Origin of the sequence: Mesorhizobium sp. M0106 (genome assembly GCF_040322715.1) — a bacterium.
GTDB lineage: Bacteria > Pseudomonadota > Alphaproteobacteria > Rhizobiales > Rhizobiaceae > Mesorhizobium.
Genome location: NZ_JAMYUA010000009.1, coordinates 100,248 through 115,253, shown reverse-complemented (window position 1 = coordinate 115,253; position 15,006 = coordinate 100,248). Strand labels below are relative to the sequence as shown.

The 15,006-nt window shown below is 61.1% G+C and carries 16 protein-coding genes and 1 pseudogene; 10 read left to right on the top strand and 7 right to left on the bottom strand.

Annotation, left to right across the window (positions count from 1 at the left end; genetic code table 11):
* Positions 1–8: 8 nt before the first annotated feature.
* Positions 9–413, bottom strand: a complete 405-nt coding sequence (locus NKJ55_RS11840; protein WP_352450052.1) for a SpoIIAA family protein — start codon at positions 411–413, stop codon at positions 9–11.
* Positions 414–528: 115 nt separating this feature from the next.
* On the opposite strand from NKJ55_RS11840, the gene NKJ55_RS11835 reads away from it, so the two are divergent.
* The 3 genes from NKJ55_RS11835 to NKJ55_RS11825 all read left to right on the top strand — a co-directional run bounded on the left by NKJ55_RS11835 (position 529) and on the right by NKJ55_RS11825 (position 5,357).
* Positions 529–1,269, top strand: coding sequence for a pyridoxine 5'-phosphate synthase (locus NKJ55_RS11835; protein WP_352450051.1), 741 nt, complete (start codon positions 529–531; stop codon positions 1,267–1,269).
* Between the two features lie 96 nt (positions 1,270–1,365).
* A complete protein-coding gene (locus NKJ55_RS11830) occupies positions 1,366–3,279 on the top strand; it encodes a potassium transporter Kup (RefSeq protein ID WP_352450050.1) in 1,914 nt (637 codons plus the stop codon).
* A 158-nt stretch (positions 3,280–3,437) separates the two neighbouring features.
* Positions 3,438–5,357, top strand: coding sequence for a potassium transporter Kup (locus tag NKJ55_RS11825; protein ID WP_352450049.1), 1,920 nt, complete (start codon positions 3,438–3,440; stop codon positions 5,355–5,357).
* Positions 5,358–5,398: 41 nt separating this feature from the next.
* On the opposite strand, the gene NKJ55_RS11820 is transcribed toward NKJ55_RS11825, so the two are convergent.
* Complete coding sequence (locus NKJ55_RS11820; RefSeq protein WP_352450048.1) at positions 5,399–6,289, bottom strand: SDR family oxidoreductase; 891 nt, start codon at positions 6,287–6,289, stop codon at positions 5,399–5,401.
* Positions 6,290–6,425: 136 nt separating this feature from the next.
* Between NKJ55_RS11820 and NKJ55_RS11815 the strand changes: the two genes are divergently transcribed.
* Entirely contained in the window at positions 6,426–6,836 is a 411-nt protein-coding gene (locus tag NKJ55_RS11815; protein ID WP_352450047.1) for a winged helix-turn-helix transcriptional regulator, read from the top strand.
* A 54-nt stretch (positions 6,837–6,890) separates the two neighbouring features.
* On the opposite strand, the gene NKJ55_RS11810 is transcribed toward NKJ55_RS11815, so the two are convergent.
* A complete protein-coding gene (locus NKJ55_RS11810) occupies positions 6,891–7,616 on the bottom strand; it encodes a glutathione S-transferase family protein (RefSeq protein ID WP_352450132.1) in 726 nt (241 codons plus the stop codon).
* A gap of 129 nt (positions 7,617–7,745) precedes the next feature.
* Positions 7,746–7,922 (bottom strand): annotated as a pseudogene (locus NKJ55_RS11805) (Rieske (2Fe-2S) protein); the annotation flags it as partial.
* 100 nt (positions 7,923–8,022) lie between these two features.
* Here NKJ55_RS11805 and NKJ55_RS11800 point away from each other — a divergent pair.
* Positions 8,023–8,475, top strand: a complete 453-nt coding sequence (locus tag NKJ55_RS11800) for a MarR family winged helix-turn-helix transcriptional regulator (protein ID WP_352450046.1) — start codon at positions 8,023–8,025, stop codon at positions 8,473–8,475.
* 37 nt (positions 8,476–8,512) lie between these two features.
* On the opposite strand, the gene NKJ55_RS11795 is transcribed toward NKJ55_RS11800, so the two are convergent.
* Positions 8,513–8,941: an anthrone oxygenase family protein gene (locus tag NKJ55_RS11795; RefSeq protein WP_352450045.1), complete on the bottom strand. Its 429-nt coding sequence runs from the start codon at positions 8,939–8,941 to the stop codon at positions 8,513–8,515.
* Between the two features lie 156 nt (positions 8,942–9,097).
* Between NKJ55_RS11795 and NKJ55_RS11790 the strand changes: the two genes are divergently transcribed.
* The 5 genes from NKJ55_RS11790 to NKJ55_RS11770 all read left to right on the top strand — a co-directional run bounded on the left by NKJ55_RS11790 (position 9,098) and on the right by NKJ55_RS11770 (position 13,777).
* Positions 9,098–9,748: a TetR/AcrR family transcriptional regulator gene (locus NKJ55_RS11790; protein WP_352450044.1), complete on the top strand. Its 651-nt coding sequence runs from the start codon at positions 9,098–9,100 to the stop codon at positions 9,746–9,748.
* Positions 9,749–9,882: 134 nt separating this feature from the next.
* On the top strand, positions 9,883–10,902 hold the full coding sequence (gene ilvC, locus NKJ55_RS11785; RefSeq protein WP_352450043.1) for a ketol-acid reductoisomerase: 1,020 nt from the start codon (positions 9,883–9,885) through the stop codon (positions 10,900–10,902).
* Between the two features lie 257 nt (positions 10,903–11,159).
* A complete protein-coding gene (locus NKJ55_RS11780) occupies positions 11,160–12,137 on the top strand; it encodes a DUF3592 domain-containing protein (protein ID WP_352450042.1) in 978 nt (325 codons plus the stop codon).
* Positions 12,138–12,639: 502 nt separating this feature from the next.
* Entirely contained in the window at positions 12,640–13,161 is a 522-nt protein-coding gene (locus NKJ55_RS11775) for a hypothetical protein (RefSeq protein ID WP_352450041.1), read from the top strand.
* Positions 13,154–13,777: a hypothetical protein gene (locus tag NKJ55_RS11770; protein ID WP_352450040.1), complete on the top strand. Its 624-nt coding sequence runs from the start codon at positions 13,154–13,156 to the stop codon at positions 13,775–13,777. Before NKJ55_RS11775 ends, NKJ55_RS11770 begins: the two co-directional genes overlap by 8 nt.
* 13 nt (positions 13,778–13,790) lie before the next feature.
* On the opposite strand, the gene NKJ55_RS11765 is transcribed toward NKJ55_RS11770, so the two are convergent.
* Together NKJ55_RS11765 and NKJ55_RS11760 are read right to left on the bottom strand one after the other, a co-directional pair.
* Positions 13,791–14,075 carry a PilZ domain-containing protein gene (locus tag NKJ55_RS11765; protein ID WP_352450131.1) on the bottom strand — a complete coding sequence of 95 codons (285 nt, stop codon included), beginning with the start codon at positions 14,073–14,075 and terminating at the stop codon, positions 13,791–13,793.
* A gap of 175 nt (positions 14,076–14,250) precedes the next feature.
* Entirely contained in the window at positions 14,251–14,835 is a 585-nt protein-coding gene (locus NKJ55_RS11760) for a BA14K family protein (protein ID WP_352450039.1), read from the bottom strand.
* Positions 14,836–15,006 lie beyond the last annotated feature (171 nt).

The following is a 15,006-nucleotide window of genomic DNA, read 5'->3' as shown; positions in this document are numbered from 1 at the left end:
CCGTCGTATCAGCGCTGGGCGATCGGTCTGGCGTCAAGCCATTCCCAGGCGGCGGCTTCGTCCTTGGCCTCGAAATGCCGGAGTTCGATAGGCAAAGAGGCAGGCAAAAAGGCTCTTGCCTCCGGTATCCAGTTCGGCTCACCGATCGCCGCGCAGCGGCCGATATGCTCCACGGCATGAGCTATGCCCTGTTCGATCGTCTCGTCCGATACGTCGGCCCAGTCGACACCCTCATGGTCGATCAGGCGCACCAGCACGTCGATCTTCGGATGCAGCGCATAGGCCGCCTCCAGCAATCCGAACAGGTTTTCGGCGTCAGCCGCTGCGACATGGCCGACGACATCGATGGCGAAAAGATCTTCGCGATCGGTGTCGATGCGGCGAACCGCCGGCACGGCCTCGAGAAAATTCAACAGGGAACTCCTTGCGCTCGATTTTCTTCGCACACCTTGGAACACCTGAAACCCTCTGTCTGTTCCCGTTAAAGGCGGTATAGATGCGCGCCAAGATCAGCCTGGAGCCGTGCAAATGCCTGCAAAGCTTTCCGTCAACCTTAATGCCATCGCCATGCTGCGCAACCGACGCGACCTGCCGTGGCCAAGCGTGACCGGGCTTGGACGCATCGCGCTTGCTGCCGGCGCGCATGGGCTGACGGTGCACCCGCGACCCGACGAGCGGCACACCAGGCATTCCGATCTGCCTGAGATCAGGGCGCTGATCGACGACGAGTTCCCGAATGCGGAATTCAACATCGAGGGCTATCCGAGCGAGGATTTCCTGGCGCTTGTGGAAAAGCACCAGCCGGAGCAGGTGACGCTGGTGCCCGACGACCCGGCGCAGGCGACTTCCGACCATGGCTGGAACTTCGCCGCCGAGGCTGCGTTCCTGAGACCGGTCGTCAAGCGCCTGAAGAAGGGAGGCTTTCGCGTATCGCTGTTTTCCGATCCGGATCCCGCTGGCGTGAACGCCGCTCGCGACACCGGCGCCGACCGGATCGAACTCTATACGGGTCCATACGGCAGCTATCATTCCGATTCGGCAAAAGCGGCGAAGGAATTGGAGAAATTGGGAAAAACGGCGGATGCCGCACTGGCTGCAGGGCTCCAGGTCAATGCCGGGCACGACCTTGTGGTGAGCAATTTGCCGGCACTGGCCAGGCGCATCCCGGCATTGGCCGAAGTGTCGATCGGACATGGGTTGACAGCCGATGCGTTGGAGTATGGCATGGCCGCAACGGTCAGGCGGTTTCTGAAGGCTTGTGGCTGGTAGAGAAAGGCGAGCCGATAGGCCATGCGTTCCCGGCACGGCAGCGCGTCCTTTCCATCCCGCAGCATAGAGCGCCGCACGTCTATGGGAGTGTCGTCCATGGCCCTTGCCCACGCTGGTAGCGAGGCAGAACCCATCGAACAATCCAGCCACTCCAAGGCCGAGCAGCACAGCACCAGAGTTTTGATGCTGGGCGCGTTGGGCGTGGTTTACGGCGATATCGGCACGAGCCCAATCTACGCGTTTCGGGAAGCGCTGCACGCATCGTCGGGACCGGTAGCGCGCAACGACGTCCTTGGCGTGCTGTCGCTTATCGTCTGGGCGCTGACGATCATCGTCACGATAAAGTACGTCGCTTTCGTGCTCAGAGCCGACAACAAGGGTGAGGGCGGCACGCTGTCGCTGATGGCGCTTGCGCGCAACGCTTATCCAAAGGGAGCCCGGTTCATTCTGGGGATCGGACTTTGCGGCGCGGCGCTGTTTTTCGGCGACGCCATCATAACGCCGGCCATCTCCGTGCTTTCGGCGGTCGAGGGCCTGGAAGTGGTGACCCCGACGCTGGAAACTTATGTTGTTCCGATCACGCTGATCATCCTGGCAATACTTTTTGCCGTGCAACGCTTTGGCACCGGCAGGGTGGCGGCCGTGTTCGGACCGGTGACGGCAGCGTGGTTCCTGGCGATCGGCGCCGCCGGGGTCTACCATCTGCTGGACGACCCGTCGGTCCTGCTGGCGATCAATCCCTATTACGCGGTCGCTTATCTGGCCAATACGCCCACCGGTGCGTTCGTCACGGTCGGGGCGGTGTTCCTGGCGGTCACCGGGGCCGAAGCCCTTTATGTCGATCTCGGCCATTTCGGCCGCAGGCCGATCGTGCTGGCGTGGTTCTCCGTGGTGTTCCCTTGTCTGCTCCTCAACTATTTCGGACAAGGCGCGTTCGTTCTGGCCAACGGCGGCAAACCCACCAATCCATTCTTCCAGATGCTGCCGGATTGGGCGCTAATGCCCATGGTTGGGCTGGCCACGGCAGCGACGGTGATCGCAAGTCAGGCGGTGATCTCCGGCGCTTTCTCGCTGACGCGGCAGGCGGTGCAGCTCAATCTGCTGCCACGTATCGAGGTGCAGCATACTTCCGAGATGCAGTCCGGCCAGATCTACATGCCGCGGGTCAATCTGGTGGTCGCGCTGGGCGTGATGTTGCTGGTGGTCGGCTTTGGCAGCTCGAGTTCGCTGGCTTCCGCATATGGCATTTCGGTGACTGGCGAAATGCTGATGACAACCATCCTGCTGTTCGTGGTGATGCGGTTCCGGTGGAAATGGCAGCTTGCACTGGCAGCCGCGCTCACACTGCTGTTCGGCACGATCGATACCGGATTTTTCCTCGCAAACGTCGTTAAGATCCTCGAAGGCGGGTGGGTGTCGATCACGGTCGCTTGCGGCATGGGGCTGATCATGTCCACATGGATACGCGGCACCCGCTATTTGTTCGACAAGACGCGCCGGAACGAGATCCCGCTGGATTTCCTCGCCGGCAATCTGCTGAAGAAGAAGCCGCATCTGGTGTCGGGCACCGCGGTGTTCCTGACCAGCGACCCGCTGAGCGCGCCGACGGCGCTGATGCACAGCCTCAAGCACTACAAGGTGCTGCACGAGCAGAACGTCATCCTTTCGGTGGTGACGGCGCCGCAGCCTGTCGTGCCCGACAGCGAGCGCGTCAAGATGGAGACCGTCAACGAGCTGTTCATGCGGGTGACGCTGACCTTCGGCTATATGGAGCAGCCCAATATCCCGCGTGCGCTGGCGATCTGCCGCAAGCAGGGCTGGAAGTTCGACATCATGACGACGTCCTTCTTCCTGTCGCGGCGCTCACTCAAGGCGTCGCCCAATTCCGGCATGCCGGTCTGGCAGGACAAGCTGTTCATCGGGCTGGCGCGCTCGGCGGCCGATGCAACGGAATATTTCCAGATCCCGACCGGACGGGTGGTCGAGATCGGGACGCAGGTGGCTATTTAAAAACGTGTCCGTTGCGACATTCCAGGTGGTCTGCCGATCGGACTGAGTCTGCCAAGTCGTGGAGGACTCGCAATATCGGGACGGAGCCATTACGTCACGGCACTTGATATTGCAGCGCAGCAAGCGTAGAGCACCGCCCGCTTACCGGAGTGTCGTCCATGGCCCTTACCAATGCTGGTAACGAGGCAGAACCTGTCGAACAATCCAGCCATTCTGAGGTCGAGCAGCACAGCACCAAGGTGCTGATGCTGGGCGCGCTCGGCGTGGTTTACGGCGATATTGGTACCAGCCCGATCTATGCATTTCGCGAGGCGTTGCATGCATCGGCCGGTGGCAACGTCGCCAACCGTGGCGACATCCTCGGCGTGTTATCGCTGATCATCTGGTCGCTGACGATCACCGTCACCATCAAATACATCATGTTCGTGCTCCGCGCCGACAATCGAGGCGAGGGAGGGGTGCTGTCGCTGATGGCGCTGGCGCGCAACAGTTTCCCGACGCGCTCGGCGGTGATCCTCGGCATCGGCATCGTCGGCGCGGCGCTTTTTTTCGGCGACGCAGTCATTACGCCGGCGATCTCGGTGCTATCGGCGGTCGAAGGTATGAATGTCGTCACGCCGACATTCCAGCCCTATGTGGTGCCGCTGACACTGGCCATCCTGGCGATCCTGTTTGCGGTACAGCGATTCGGCACCGGCGGCGTAGGTTTGGTGTTCGGGCCAGTCACGGCTCTGTGGTTCCTGGCCATCGGCCTTTCCGGCATTAACCACATCATCGCCGATCCGGAAATCCTGCTGGCGATCAGCCCGCATTACATCGTGTCGTTCCTGGTCAACTCGCCCGATGTCGCGTTCGTCACGGTTGGTGCGGTCTTCCTCGCCGTCACCGGCGCCGAGGCGCTCTATGCCGACCTCGGCCATTTCGGCCGCAAGCCGATCGTACTCGCCTGGCTGGCAATCGTGTTCCCTTGTCTGTTGCTCAACTATGTCGGGCAAGGCGCCTTCGTGCTGGCAAATGGCGGCGTTGTCGGTCATCCATTCTTCGAGATGAACCAGGGCTGGACGCTTATTCCGATGGTCGTGCTGGCGACGGCGGCGACCGTCATCGCCAGCCAGGCGGTGATCTCCGGCGCTTTTTCGCTGACCAGACAGGCGGTGCAGCTCAATATGCTGCCGCGTTTCGTTATCCAGCATACGTCGGAAAAACAGTCGGGCCAGATCTATCTGCCGCGCATCAACCTGATGCTGGCGCTGGTGGTGATGTTGCTGGTGGTCGGCTTCGGCGAATCCAGCCGCCTGGCCTCGGCCTACGGTATTTCGGTGACCGGCAACATGCTGGTGACGAATGTGCTGCTTTTTGTTGTGATGACGCGCATCTGGAAATGGCCGCTCGGCGTCGCGATCGCCTTGATGGCCGTGTTCGCCTTCGTCGATACCGGCTTCTTTGCCGCCAACATAGTCAAGGTGTTTGAAGGTGGCTGGGCATCGCTTGCCATCGCCGCAGTTATCGTGATGACTATGTGGACCTGGATCCGCGGCAGCCGCTATTTGTTCGACAAGACGCGCCGGAACGAGATCCCGCTCGATTTCCTTGCCGGCAATCTGCTGAAGAAGAAACCGCATCTGGTGTCGGGCACCGCGGTGTTCCTGACCAGCGACCCGCTGAGCGCGCCGACCGCGCTGATGCACAGCCTGAAGCACTACAAGGTGCTGCACGAGCAGAACGTCATCCTTTCGGTGGTGACGGCACCGCAGCCGGTTGTGCCCGACAGCGAGCGCGTCAAGATGGAAATGGTCAACGAGCTGTTCATGCGGGTGACGCTGACCTTCGGCTACATGGAGCAGCCCAACATCCCGCGTGCGCTGGCGATCTGCCGCAAACAGGGCTGGAAGTTCGACATCATGACGACCTCCTTCTTCCTGTCGCGGCGCTCTCTCAAGGCCTCGCCCAATTCCGGCATGCCGGTCTGGCAGGACAAGCTGTTCATCGGGCTGGCGCGCACGGCGGCCGATGCGACGGAATATTTCCAGATCCCGACCGGACGGGTGGTCGAGATCGGGACGCAGGTGGCTATCTGAACAAATGGCCGTGCCCTTTGAGTGCACGGCCATTGTGAGGCTCAGCTCACCAGAGCCGCCTTGTTTGCTTCAAGAAATTGCTTCAGCGGCTGCGGCTTCCTGCCGGACAGCGTCTCGACCGCGTCGGTCACCATGCCGATCCGGCCGGAGCGGGTGTTGGTGTCGAAGGAAACGATGACAGGCGCAAAAGCTTCGGGAACGCCGGCTGCCTTCAATCCCTCGGTCAGCGCTTCATCCGAAAGCTGGACGACTTCGATCGGGTTGCCGGTGACCTCGGTGACGAGGGCCGCAATCTCGGCCATCGTGTGGGCCTTGGGGCCGGTCAGTGTGTATGTCGTGCTTTCGGTTGCACTCGAAGCGAGGCCGGCGGCGATTGCCGCGGCCATATCGTCGCGCGCGCCGTGTGCAATGCGGCCGTCTCCAGCGGATGTGTACCAGTGCCCCGAGGCGATGGCGTGCGGCAGCGCCATGAACAGGTTCTCCTGATACCAGCCGTTGCGGAAGATGGTGTAGGGGATACCGCTCGCCTTGATCGCCTGCTCGGTGCCGTGGTGATCGGGCGCAAACAGTACCGGCGATCCTGGCTCCGGATTGGGCATCGACGTGTAGAGCAGATGCGAAACGCCGGCGCTTTTTGCGGCGGCGACCGCGGCCTCATGTTGCTTCAGGCGCTTGCCCGGAACGGCGAGCTCGTTTGTCGAAATGATCAGAACCCTGTCGGCGCCGGTAAATGCACTGGCCAACGACGCGGTGTCGTCAAAGTCAACCGCCCGGATGGTGACGCCTCGGGCTGCCAGATCGGCCAGATTTTCCGGATTGCGGGTGGCGGCGATGATGCGCTGAGGGGAGACCTTGAGCGTGTCAAGAAGATGATTGATGACGCCGCGGCCAAGCTGGCCGGAGGCGCCGGTGACGAGAAGGGTGTCGGTCATGAGATGTCCTGACGTTGCGCCGGAGCGGCGGGTGCATATGTTAGTCTCAAAAAGAGACCAACACTAAAATAGGAATTGACCCATCCTCGTAAAGAAGGCAGTTTTGCGGGAGGTAGGCACATCCAGGGAACCAGCCATGGACGGCAAGATCGTCAATCTGAGATCGAAGCTCGAGATATACAAAGCAGGCAGCGGTGGCGGAAACCTTGCGGATTGCCCGGTTCGCGACGTGATCCAGGGCATAAGCAATAAATGGAGTTCACTGCTGATGGAGGCCTTGGCCGAGAAGCCGTACCGGTTCGGCGAATTGCGGCGGCTGGTGCCCGATATTTCACAGCGAATGCTCACCCAGACGCTGCACGATCTGCAGCGCGACGGCTATGTGCATCGCCAGGTGTTTCCGACCAAACCGCCGAGCGTCGAATACAGCCTCACCGATCTCGGGCGCTCGATGTTTGGACCCTTGCATCAGCTGATCCAATGGGCCGAGCTCAATCACGGCGCTGTACGCGAGGCGCGGAAGATTTTCGATGCTGCCGAGGGCTGAGCCTCAAGGCCGAGACAGCGGCTTCCATGGTTACAGGAACGGTGCTCAATCCATTCAAGCCGATCGGGCTTGCGGAAGCGCTGTGGCCGGATCGTTTTGGCGGATGATTTCCGAAAGGTGCGAACCCTTAGCCTGCAAGAATGCGTGGAGGCGTTCCGGATAATCGGGAGCGACCGCGTCCTTCACGGATGGGCGTTCGTGCAATGCCTTGCGCCACGCCTGGATATGCGGTTTTCCGTCCAGGATGCCGAAATCGCCGATCCGGTCAAAGACCTCGAAATAACGGAAAATCGGCCCGTAGACCGCGTCGAGCAGTGAAAAGCGCTCGCCGTCGAACCGTGGCCCAGCCGCGCCGTTCGCCAGTTCCACGTCCAGGCGATCGAACATTGCTGCCAGAGCCCCGCGTTCGGCGATGAAGGCGGCTTCGGTGAGTGCTGAATAGAAGCGGCCGATGGCATTGAGGATTGCCGAGCCGAACTCGATCCAGGCGCGATGCCGGGCACGGGCATAGGGGTCGGTGGGATGCAGCGGATTGGGCTGGGTTTCCTCGAGGAATTCGAGGATGACGAGCGATTCGAAGATCACCGTTTCCTGGCCGTCATGCTCAACGCGGAGCAGCGGCACCTTGCCGAGCGGCGATATCGCCTTGAACCAGGCAGGCTTGTTGGCGAGATCGACCGTGATGCGCTCGAATGGCACGTCCTTTTCGCGAAGTGAAATCGCCGCGCGCTGCACATAGGGACAAAGATGGTGGCTGACGAGGATGAGCTTGTCGATCATCTCACTCTCCCAGACATAGTTCAATGCGCCGTCCTCGACGCGGGTGGAGAGGAACATCAGGCGGGAGCCCTTCGGCGCCGGGCCTTCGAGGCGATCACCGTTGGCCATGTCGAACGAGGCGCCGTGCCATTGGCAGACGAGCTTGCCGTCCTTGCAGTCGAGCGGGCCACCGAAATGCAGGCAGACGTTGGCGGCGGCGCGGATACGCTCGCCGCTGCGATAGACATGGACCTCGCGGCCGAAGAACGGAGCGATCAGGCTGCCTGTTTCCGGAATGTCGGCGATCTTGCAGATTTCATGCTTCATCGGAATTGCCTCTCATGATTGATGCGATTGCATCTATATAGATGCATTTGCATCGATCGTCAAGCTTGATGCAATTGCATCTATCGCCTACGATGCAATCATGACCGGGATTCCTTCACCTCCAGCCATCAAGGCCTGGGCCCGCCTGATGCGGGTTTCGCGCCAGTTGTTGGAACGAGCCGAGGACGCGCTGAAGGACAGTGGCCTGCCGCCGCTTGCCTGGTACGACGTCCTGCATGAGCTTGCCGAGGCGGGCGAGGCCGGATTGCGGCCGTTCCAACTCACCGAGCGCACCCTGTTTGCGCAGTACAACATCTCCCGGCTGCTGGCGCGGCTCGAAGCCGACGGGCAGGTCGAGAAGCTTCCAGTTGCCGATGACGGCCGCGGGCAAACGGTCCGCGTCACAGACAAGGGACGCGAGACGCGCCGCCGCATGTGGGCTGTCTACGGCCGGTCGATCGCGGAGTTGGTCGGCTCCCGGCTTTCCAATGATGAGCTCGATGTGCTGTCAGCTCTGCTTGGGCGCCTGCGAGATCCGCCCGCCCTGGAGTGACACGCCTTCATGACGAAGATGGCACCGATTGGCGAGGTCAGGCACTGCCCAAGAGGAATGCCAACGTCGCCAGAACGCCAAGCCCGACGCGGACCAGATGCAGATTGCCCCATTTGGCGATCAATGTCCGAGCTTCAGGATTGACGGAGTTCGCGTCCATCGCCTCCAGCAACCTATTTGCCGGCATCATCACCAGCAGCGTCCATGGCCAAGGCAGGATGATCAGCACGGCGCCGGCCAGATGAGCGAGATTGCCGGTCAGCCACCAGGCGACGAGGCCCAGAATACAGGCGATGACGGCGATCGAGGCTTGCATGGCGGCGCCGCGTTTGTACGAAGGCTGCCATTCCTGCAGCAATGCCTTGTCATCGAGGCGAAGCCGCGCCGGCTGCTCGGCGACGCTGACGTAGATAGCCGCGCCGGCGAACACTGCGGCAACGGTCAAGGCAAGCAATCCGGCGAGCATGATCCGTGTCTCCCGTGATGCCCCGCATGGAGCAAACAGAAATAAAGGCTTGCGTCGGGTCGGGCAATACGCCATAAAGCCGAACCGTAACGTACGGTACGCCATCGAGCTCGTATCTGAACTGCGGGTGAGTTTGCCTCCTGAGGAAAAACTGTATTGCACGCTGTGACCGACATCGACACCAGCGAGGCGCTGACGGAGCGGCAGAAGGACGTGCTCGACGCCGCCCTTCGCCTGCTGGTCGAAGAGGGCGATCAGTTGACCATGACCGCCGTGGCGCGGCGGGCGAGCTGCTCGAAGGAGACGCTCTACAAATGGTTCGGCGATCGCGACGGGCTGTTGACGGCAACGGTACAATGGCAGGCGTCCAAGGTGCGGGTAGTGCCGGTCGACCGCAAGGGGCTCGACCTCCCTTCGCTGACGGCGAGCCTCGAACGCTTCGCTTCGGACTGGCTCAAGGTAATTTCGAGCGACACCTCGATCGCGCTGAACAGGGTGGCGGTCGGCCATGCTAGTTCGGGGAAGGACGATCTCGGCGCCATCGTGCTGGAGAACGGTCGATTTGCGCTGGCCAAGCGCCTCAAGCCGGTGCTGGAGGCCGGGAGACAGGCCGGGTTCCTTGAATTTTCGGACGCGGAGACGGCGTTCCGCACCTTTTTCGGGCTGGTCGCCCGTGACGTGCAGATCCGCTTGCTGCTTGGCGACCGGCTGGAATTGACTGATGTGGCGATCGGCGGCGATGCCGTCCGGGCGACGCAGCAGTTTCTCGCTCTTTTCGGGGCAAAAACCGGGCCGCAGGGCCCATAGAGCCGGATGATTTCAGGTCAAATCGACCTGAAATCTGAATCCGGCTCTACGCTAAAAGATGGAGCATGATGTCGTCCGAAAACCGCTTCACACTTTCGGCATCATGCTCTGGTTCAAAACGGGAAGGAAGAAAAATGCGTGTCTATTACGATCGCGACGCCGATCTCAACCTGATCAAGGGCAAGAAGGTCGCTATCATCGGCTATGGCAGCCAGGGCAGGGCGCATGCGCTCAACCTCAAGGATTCCGGCGTCAAGGACATCGCCATCGGCCTCAAGGCTGGCTCGGCGACCGCCAAGAAGGTCGAGGCCGACGGGCTCAAGGTGATGAGCGTAGCCGATGCCGCTAAGTGGGCCGACCTGATGATGATGGCGACGCCGGATGAGCTGCAGGCCGACATCTACAAATCCGAGATCGCGCCGAACATCCGCGATGGCGCAGCGATCGCCTTTGCCCACGGCCTCAACGTGCATTTTGGCCTGATCGAGCCTAAAGCTTCGGTCGACGTCGTGATGATCGCGCCGAAGGGGCCTGGCCATACGGTGCGCGGCGAATACCAGAAGGGCGGTGGCGTGCCGTGCCTGGTCGCGGTCAACCAGGACGCTTCGGGCAATGCGCTCGACCTGGCGCTCTCCTACGCCTGCGGCGTTGGCGGCGGCCGCTCGGGCATTATCGAGACCAATTTCCGCGAGGAGTGCGAGACCGACCTGTTCGGCGAGCAGGTGGTGCTGTGCGGCGGCCTGGTCGAATTGATCCGCGCCGGCTTCGAGACACTGGTGGAAGCCGGATACGCGCCGGAAATGGCCTATTTCGAGTGCCTGCACGAGGTCAAATTGATCGTCGACCTGATCTATGAAGGCGGCATTTCCAACATGAACTACTCGATCTCGAACACCGCCGAATGGGGCGAATATGTCTCGGGCCCGCGCATCATCACCGCCGAGACCAAGGCCGAGATGAAGCGCGTGCTGAAGGATATCCAGACCGGCAAGTTCACCTCGGAATGGATGCAGGAATACCGCGCCGGCATGTCGCGCTTCAAGGGCATCCGCCGCAACAACGACAGCCACCAGATCGAGGAAGTCGGCGCCAAGCTGCGCGCGATGATGCCGTGGATTTCGAAGAACAAGCTGGTTGACAAGGCCAAGAACTGAAGGACATCCACGTTCGTTTCGTTACCCGTCCTCGGGCTTCGCGCTGCGGGCGCGTGGGAATTTCCATGAACAAGCTGGTCGACAAGGCCAAGAACCGATCGCAATTTCATTGCCGATCAAGAAAGGCCGGCGGAGCGATCCGCCGGCCTTTTCGCATCAAGATTGTGTGGTTTCCAGGCTTCTGGACAGGCGCACTATCCTCATCACCGTGATATGCCTGTGCGGGGCATGGCACAAAAGTGCCAAGGGGGTGAGAGTTGGAACTCAAATTTCTGTTGGTCGGGTTTGCCTGCGCGGTTGCCGGCATGCTCTCCCTCGTCACCTTGCTGAAGTGGTGGGAGGTGAGGGCGGTCAGCCGCTGGTCTCCGACGCCGGGAAAGATCATCTCGTCGCGGGTCGAGGCTCGCGAGGTGACCAGTTCGGGATCCGGTTCGGACAGCAGAGGGTCGACCGAAATCCGCAACTTCCCGGCAATCACCTTCGAATACAAGGTGAACGGCAAGACATTTCGCAGTTCGCACTACAGCGTGCAGGAGAACCTTGGAAACTTTGCCGTGGCGGAAACCCTTGCGAAATTTCCAAACGGAGCCGGCGTAACCGTCTTCTACAATCCGGCCGATCCAGCCAAGGCCGTGATCGAACGCACCATGCCCGACGGCTCCTTCAAGTTCATGGTCCAGCTTTCGGCCGGGCTGGTGGTCGGCGCGCTTGTATTGGTCCTCTCCGTCGGCGGCGTCCTCGAAGCGATCCGGCCGTTTTTGCCCAGACCGCAGAACCTCGGCGCCGCTGCCCTGCTGCTTTTCATGGGATTGTTTGTCCTGCGCATGGGCTTTGCCCAGAAGTCACTTGCGGAACAGGCGGCCAAATGGCCGATCACGGCAGGACGCATCGATGCTTCGGGCCTGCAGAAATTCGAGACCCGCGACAGGTCCGGAGGCGGCTATCGGCCCTGGCGAACAGTCTTCAAATCCCGCATCGTCTACAGCTATAGCGTCGCCGGCCAGCGCTATGCCGCCGATCGCATCGCTTTCGGCGCAAACGTGACGGCTTCGCTGCCGAGCCTCGTCAGCGGTCAATCACAGCGCTATCTTCAGGGCGACAAGGTTGAGGTCCACTACGATCCCGACAACCCAGTTGCAGCGGTTCTCGAATGCAGGGTGAGCGGGCTTTGGCTCCTGTGGGTCTGCGCCGTTGGCTTGATAGGTGGAGCCGCGCTGCTTGTCGGGGTGATCTAATGCTGAAGCTGCCGTCCTAGACGCTGTAGATCCAGAGGAAGAGGACACTTGTCGTCAGCACCTGACAAGAACTCCGCTGTCGAAGCCCGGCCATGTCAGTCTCAACGTCGCCCCGTCGACCACAATATGGATGACACGGGAGAACGGCTCTTCGGCCGACGGGTCGGATCCGTAACATTGGCTGGCCCGCGCCACCCAGCCCGTGGGCGTCTTGAGGAACGTTGCGTGTTCGCAGCCGAGAGCAGGGACCGACAGCGCGTCGCGGTACAATGTGTAGACAGTCTGGCGTTGAACATCCGCAACGGCGGTACAGTTCGATCTGTCCCCGGACCATGTGCCCACATAGGGTTCCGTGGCAAAGGCGTGGCCGCACGAAAATGCTAGGATCGAAATGAGCATCAAGAGATTTCGCATCATCGATTCTTTCTTTTCGACGTGGCCTTGGGCCATGCTAAAGCATCGATGCTCAGACTTCACAATGATGCTGCTCCAAGGGACTTAAATGATCATCCGCAAAGCAGCAGCTATTTTTCTGAGCATGCTGAGCCTGTTGCAAGCAGCGAACGCAACAGAATGTCCGCTCAGCCATGCGACCTATCGCGAGCCGCGTTCGGGAGCAACGATACAGTTCCGGCCAACCAACAACGAGCCGGCCGCGCTGACGACCGAGGTCTTTTCGCTGATCGTGCCGAACACCGACCTTCGCCTGCCGTCGGACATTACCTGGACCAATGGCAAGTACTCGTTTCCTGTGGGCACGATCCGGCACACCTGCACCGACGACGATCGTGAGGCGGGTCTCGAGGACGGCACCGGGCTGTGCAGAGTGTGGGATGGGCAGGTCTATGCGTTCAATGCAGGCGGTGCCGAGCAGTTGAGCTCCCGCCAAGCCTCGCCGGCACCGGCAGGGTTGCTGTTGCCTGACTTCGGCGCGATTTTTACCGAATGGCCCGATTTCGCCAATGCCAATCCCGATGGTTCAGCCTGGGATGCCTTTACCTTGTCGGGTTGCAGCGATGAATAGCAAGAGACTGCCGGCCTGCATCTGCGCCCTGCCGGTCCTTATGGCCATGGCTACGGGCGCTCGTGCCGACCAAGGCAAGCCGTCGCGTCCGCCTGTCGACAAATGCAGCTGGGAACGGCTGGCGGACAAGGATGTCGGGCTGGCTGCCTGGGTGCAGCGCTGCGATTTCGGTTTTCGCCGGATTCATTTCGAGCTTGGCGGCAATGCGCTTGCCATCAAATACAGCGACGGCGGGCCGGCCGATCCCGTCGTCGAAGTCTTCGATATGCTGCCGGGCGAAGCCGCCGACGCTGCGTTGCAGCGCATTTTTACAGAGAAGACCGAGAAAGCCATCAGCACACGTTGCGTGCTCACGCCTTACACCGACGCGGCGACGCCCGCGCGCATCCTCCGGTATGTTTTCAGGCCCGATGCCGCCTATCGTGAGCAATTGAAGACCGTCGCTAACCCTGACGAGGTCGGCGAACCGCCTTGCGGCGAATGGGGCGAAGCCCCGGACGGCATTCAGTATTTCGAGGTGCAATCACTCGACCTGCGAAAGCTTCTGTTCGTTCGCGTCGGCCAGGAAGAGCCGCTGTTTGACGAGCAGACACTGCAAGTCCTGCCACCCGGATAGCGCAGGTGAGATCTCAGCCGTAATGCCAACTGGGCTTTGGCTGGGTGCCGGTGAACATCACGCCGATTCGGTCCTCGCGGCGCCAGCGGACCACCGCTTTGTAGGCAACGCCGTCGGTCGGAACATAGAGCAGGAACTCATCGGGCACGCGCGCATCGATCGAGACCTTCAATTCGGCGCCGCCGGCATGCATGTTGCGCAGCGTGCAGGTGACCTCGGAATTGCTCATGCCGGTCAGGATCGTCGCGCCCTTGAAGACGCGCTGCCGGCGTTTGTCCCTCTGTTCGTCCTCGGCCATCGCACGCAATCCAGCCATTTTTCGCGTCTCGGGCGTTCTGATCGGGAGGATTATTAGACCTGCCTGATAAAAATAGCGTTATCAGCAGTCGGGACTGGGCGATGTTCGCGGTTCCTGGCTGGAAGAAAAAGGCGCCGCGAAGCACGGCGCCGAATGATGCTTGTTGTCAGCCTGCTTACCTATAGGGCGAGTAGCATTGCTGGCGCGGCCCGTAATAGGGCTGGAAGGTGTTGTCCCAGGCGCGGTACGACCGGTAGCGATTGTAACACCATTGGACATGTGCACTGGAAAGCCGCCCTGCGCGATAATAGCGGCGCGGTGGCGGCGCGTCGTAGTAGTTGTAGCTGTTGTACAGGCTGCCAAGGCCGAGCCCCAGGCCCAAGCCAAGAATCGCGGCACCCGCACCATCATCATAGTAGCCGCCGCGGTAATGGCGGCGATGGTGGCGCCAGCGCCAGCTGTCGTCCCAGCCGCCATTGTCCCAGTGTCTCGAAAAATGACGGCCGCGGAAATTGTGGGACCGCCATCTCCAATCGTCGCCGCCGTGCCATTGCCGAAAGCCGTGGTTGCGCCAACGCCATATCTGCCTGTCGTTGCCGCCGGCCCAATCTTCACGAATTTGCACGATGTCGGCGGCATTGCCCGCCACCGGCAGCAGAGGTTTGGGCATCGGCCCGGCAAGCGACGGGGCCGAGAGGCCGGCGATCAGACCGAGGGCCATCAGCCCGGATCTGGCGGAAGATAAAAAGAGCGGTTTCATCGCACTCTCCGAAGATTCAGGCCCCACGCCCAGAATACCCCGGGGAAGGGCCTATTGATGGAACTTTCCATCTGAACGGAAGATGAACAAAAAGGTTCCGTCAACCATAGGGCGCGCGCGATCAATCAGAGCCGCCTGGTTTCTGCGCCCTTGTTTTCGGGCGCGCTTGCG

What these genes read in the sequence shown, in the direction of transcription:
- NKJ55_RS11820 (WP_352450048.1), bottom strand. Translation starts at nt 6,289, where the DNA reads ATGACCGACACCCTTCTCGTCACCGGCGCCTCCGGCCAGCTTGGCCGC.
- NKJ55_RS11830 (WP_352450050.1), top strand. Translation starts at nt 1,366, where the DNA reads ATGGCCCTTGCCCACGCTGGTAGCGAGGCAGAACCCATCGAACAATCC.
- NKJ55_RS11810 (WP_352450132.1), bottom strand. Translation starts at nt 7,616, where the DNA reads ATGATCGACAAGCTCATCCTCGTCAGCCACCATCTTTGTCCCTATGTG.
- NKJ55_RS11835 (WP_352450051.1), top strand. Translation starts at nt 529, where the DNA reads ATGCCTGCAAAGCTTTCCGTCAACCTTAATGCCATCGCCATGCTGCGC.
- NKJ55_RS11770 (WP_352450040.1), top strand. Translation starts at nt 13,154, where the DNA reads ATGAATAGCAAGAGACTGCCGGCCTGCATCTGCGCCCTGCCGGTCCTT.
- ilvC (WP_352450043.1), top strand. Translation starts at nt 9,883, where the DNA reads ATGCGTGTCTATTACGATCGCGACGCCGATCTCAACCTGATCAAGGGC.
- NKJ55_RS11775 (WP_352450041.1), top strand. Translation starts at nt 12,640, where the DNA reads ATGATCATCCGCAAAGCAGCAGCTATTTTTCTGAGCATGCTGAGCCTG.
- NKJ55_RS11765 (WP_352450131.1), bottom strand. Translation starts at nt 14,075, where the DNA reads ATGGCCGAGGACGAACAGAGGGACAAACGCCGGCAGCGCGTCTTCAAG.
- NKJ55_RS11825 (WP_352450049.1), top strand. Translation starts at nt 3,438, where the DNA reads ATGGCCCTTACCAATGCTGGTAACGAGGCAGAACCTGTCGAACAATCC.
- NKJ55_RS11800 (WP_352450046.1), top strand. Translation starts at nt 8,023, where the DNA reads ATGACCGGGATTCCTTCACCTCCAGCCATCAAGGCCTGGGCCCGCCTG.
- NKJ55_RS11795 (WP_352450045.1), bottom strand. Translation starts at nt 8,941, where the DNA reads ATGCTCGCCGGATTGCTTGCCTTGACCGTTGCCGCAGTGTTCGCCGGC.
- NKJ55_RS11760 (WP_352450039.1), bottom strand. Translation starts at nt 14,835, where the DNA reads ATGAAACCGCTCTTTTTATCTTCCGCCAGATCCGGGCTGATGGCCCTC.
- NKJ55_RS11815 (WP_352450047.1), top strand. Translation starts at nt 6,426, where the DNA reads ATGGACGGCAAGATCGTCAATCTGAGATCGAAGCTCGAGATATACAAA.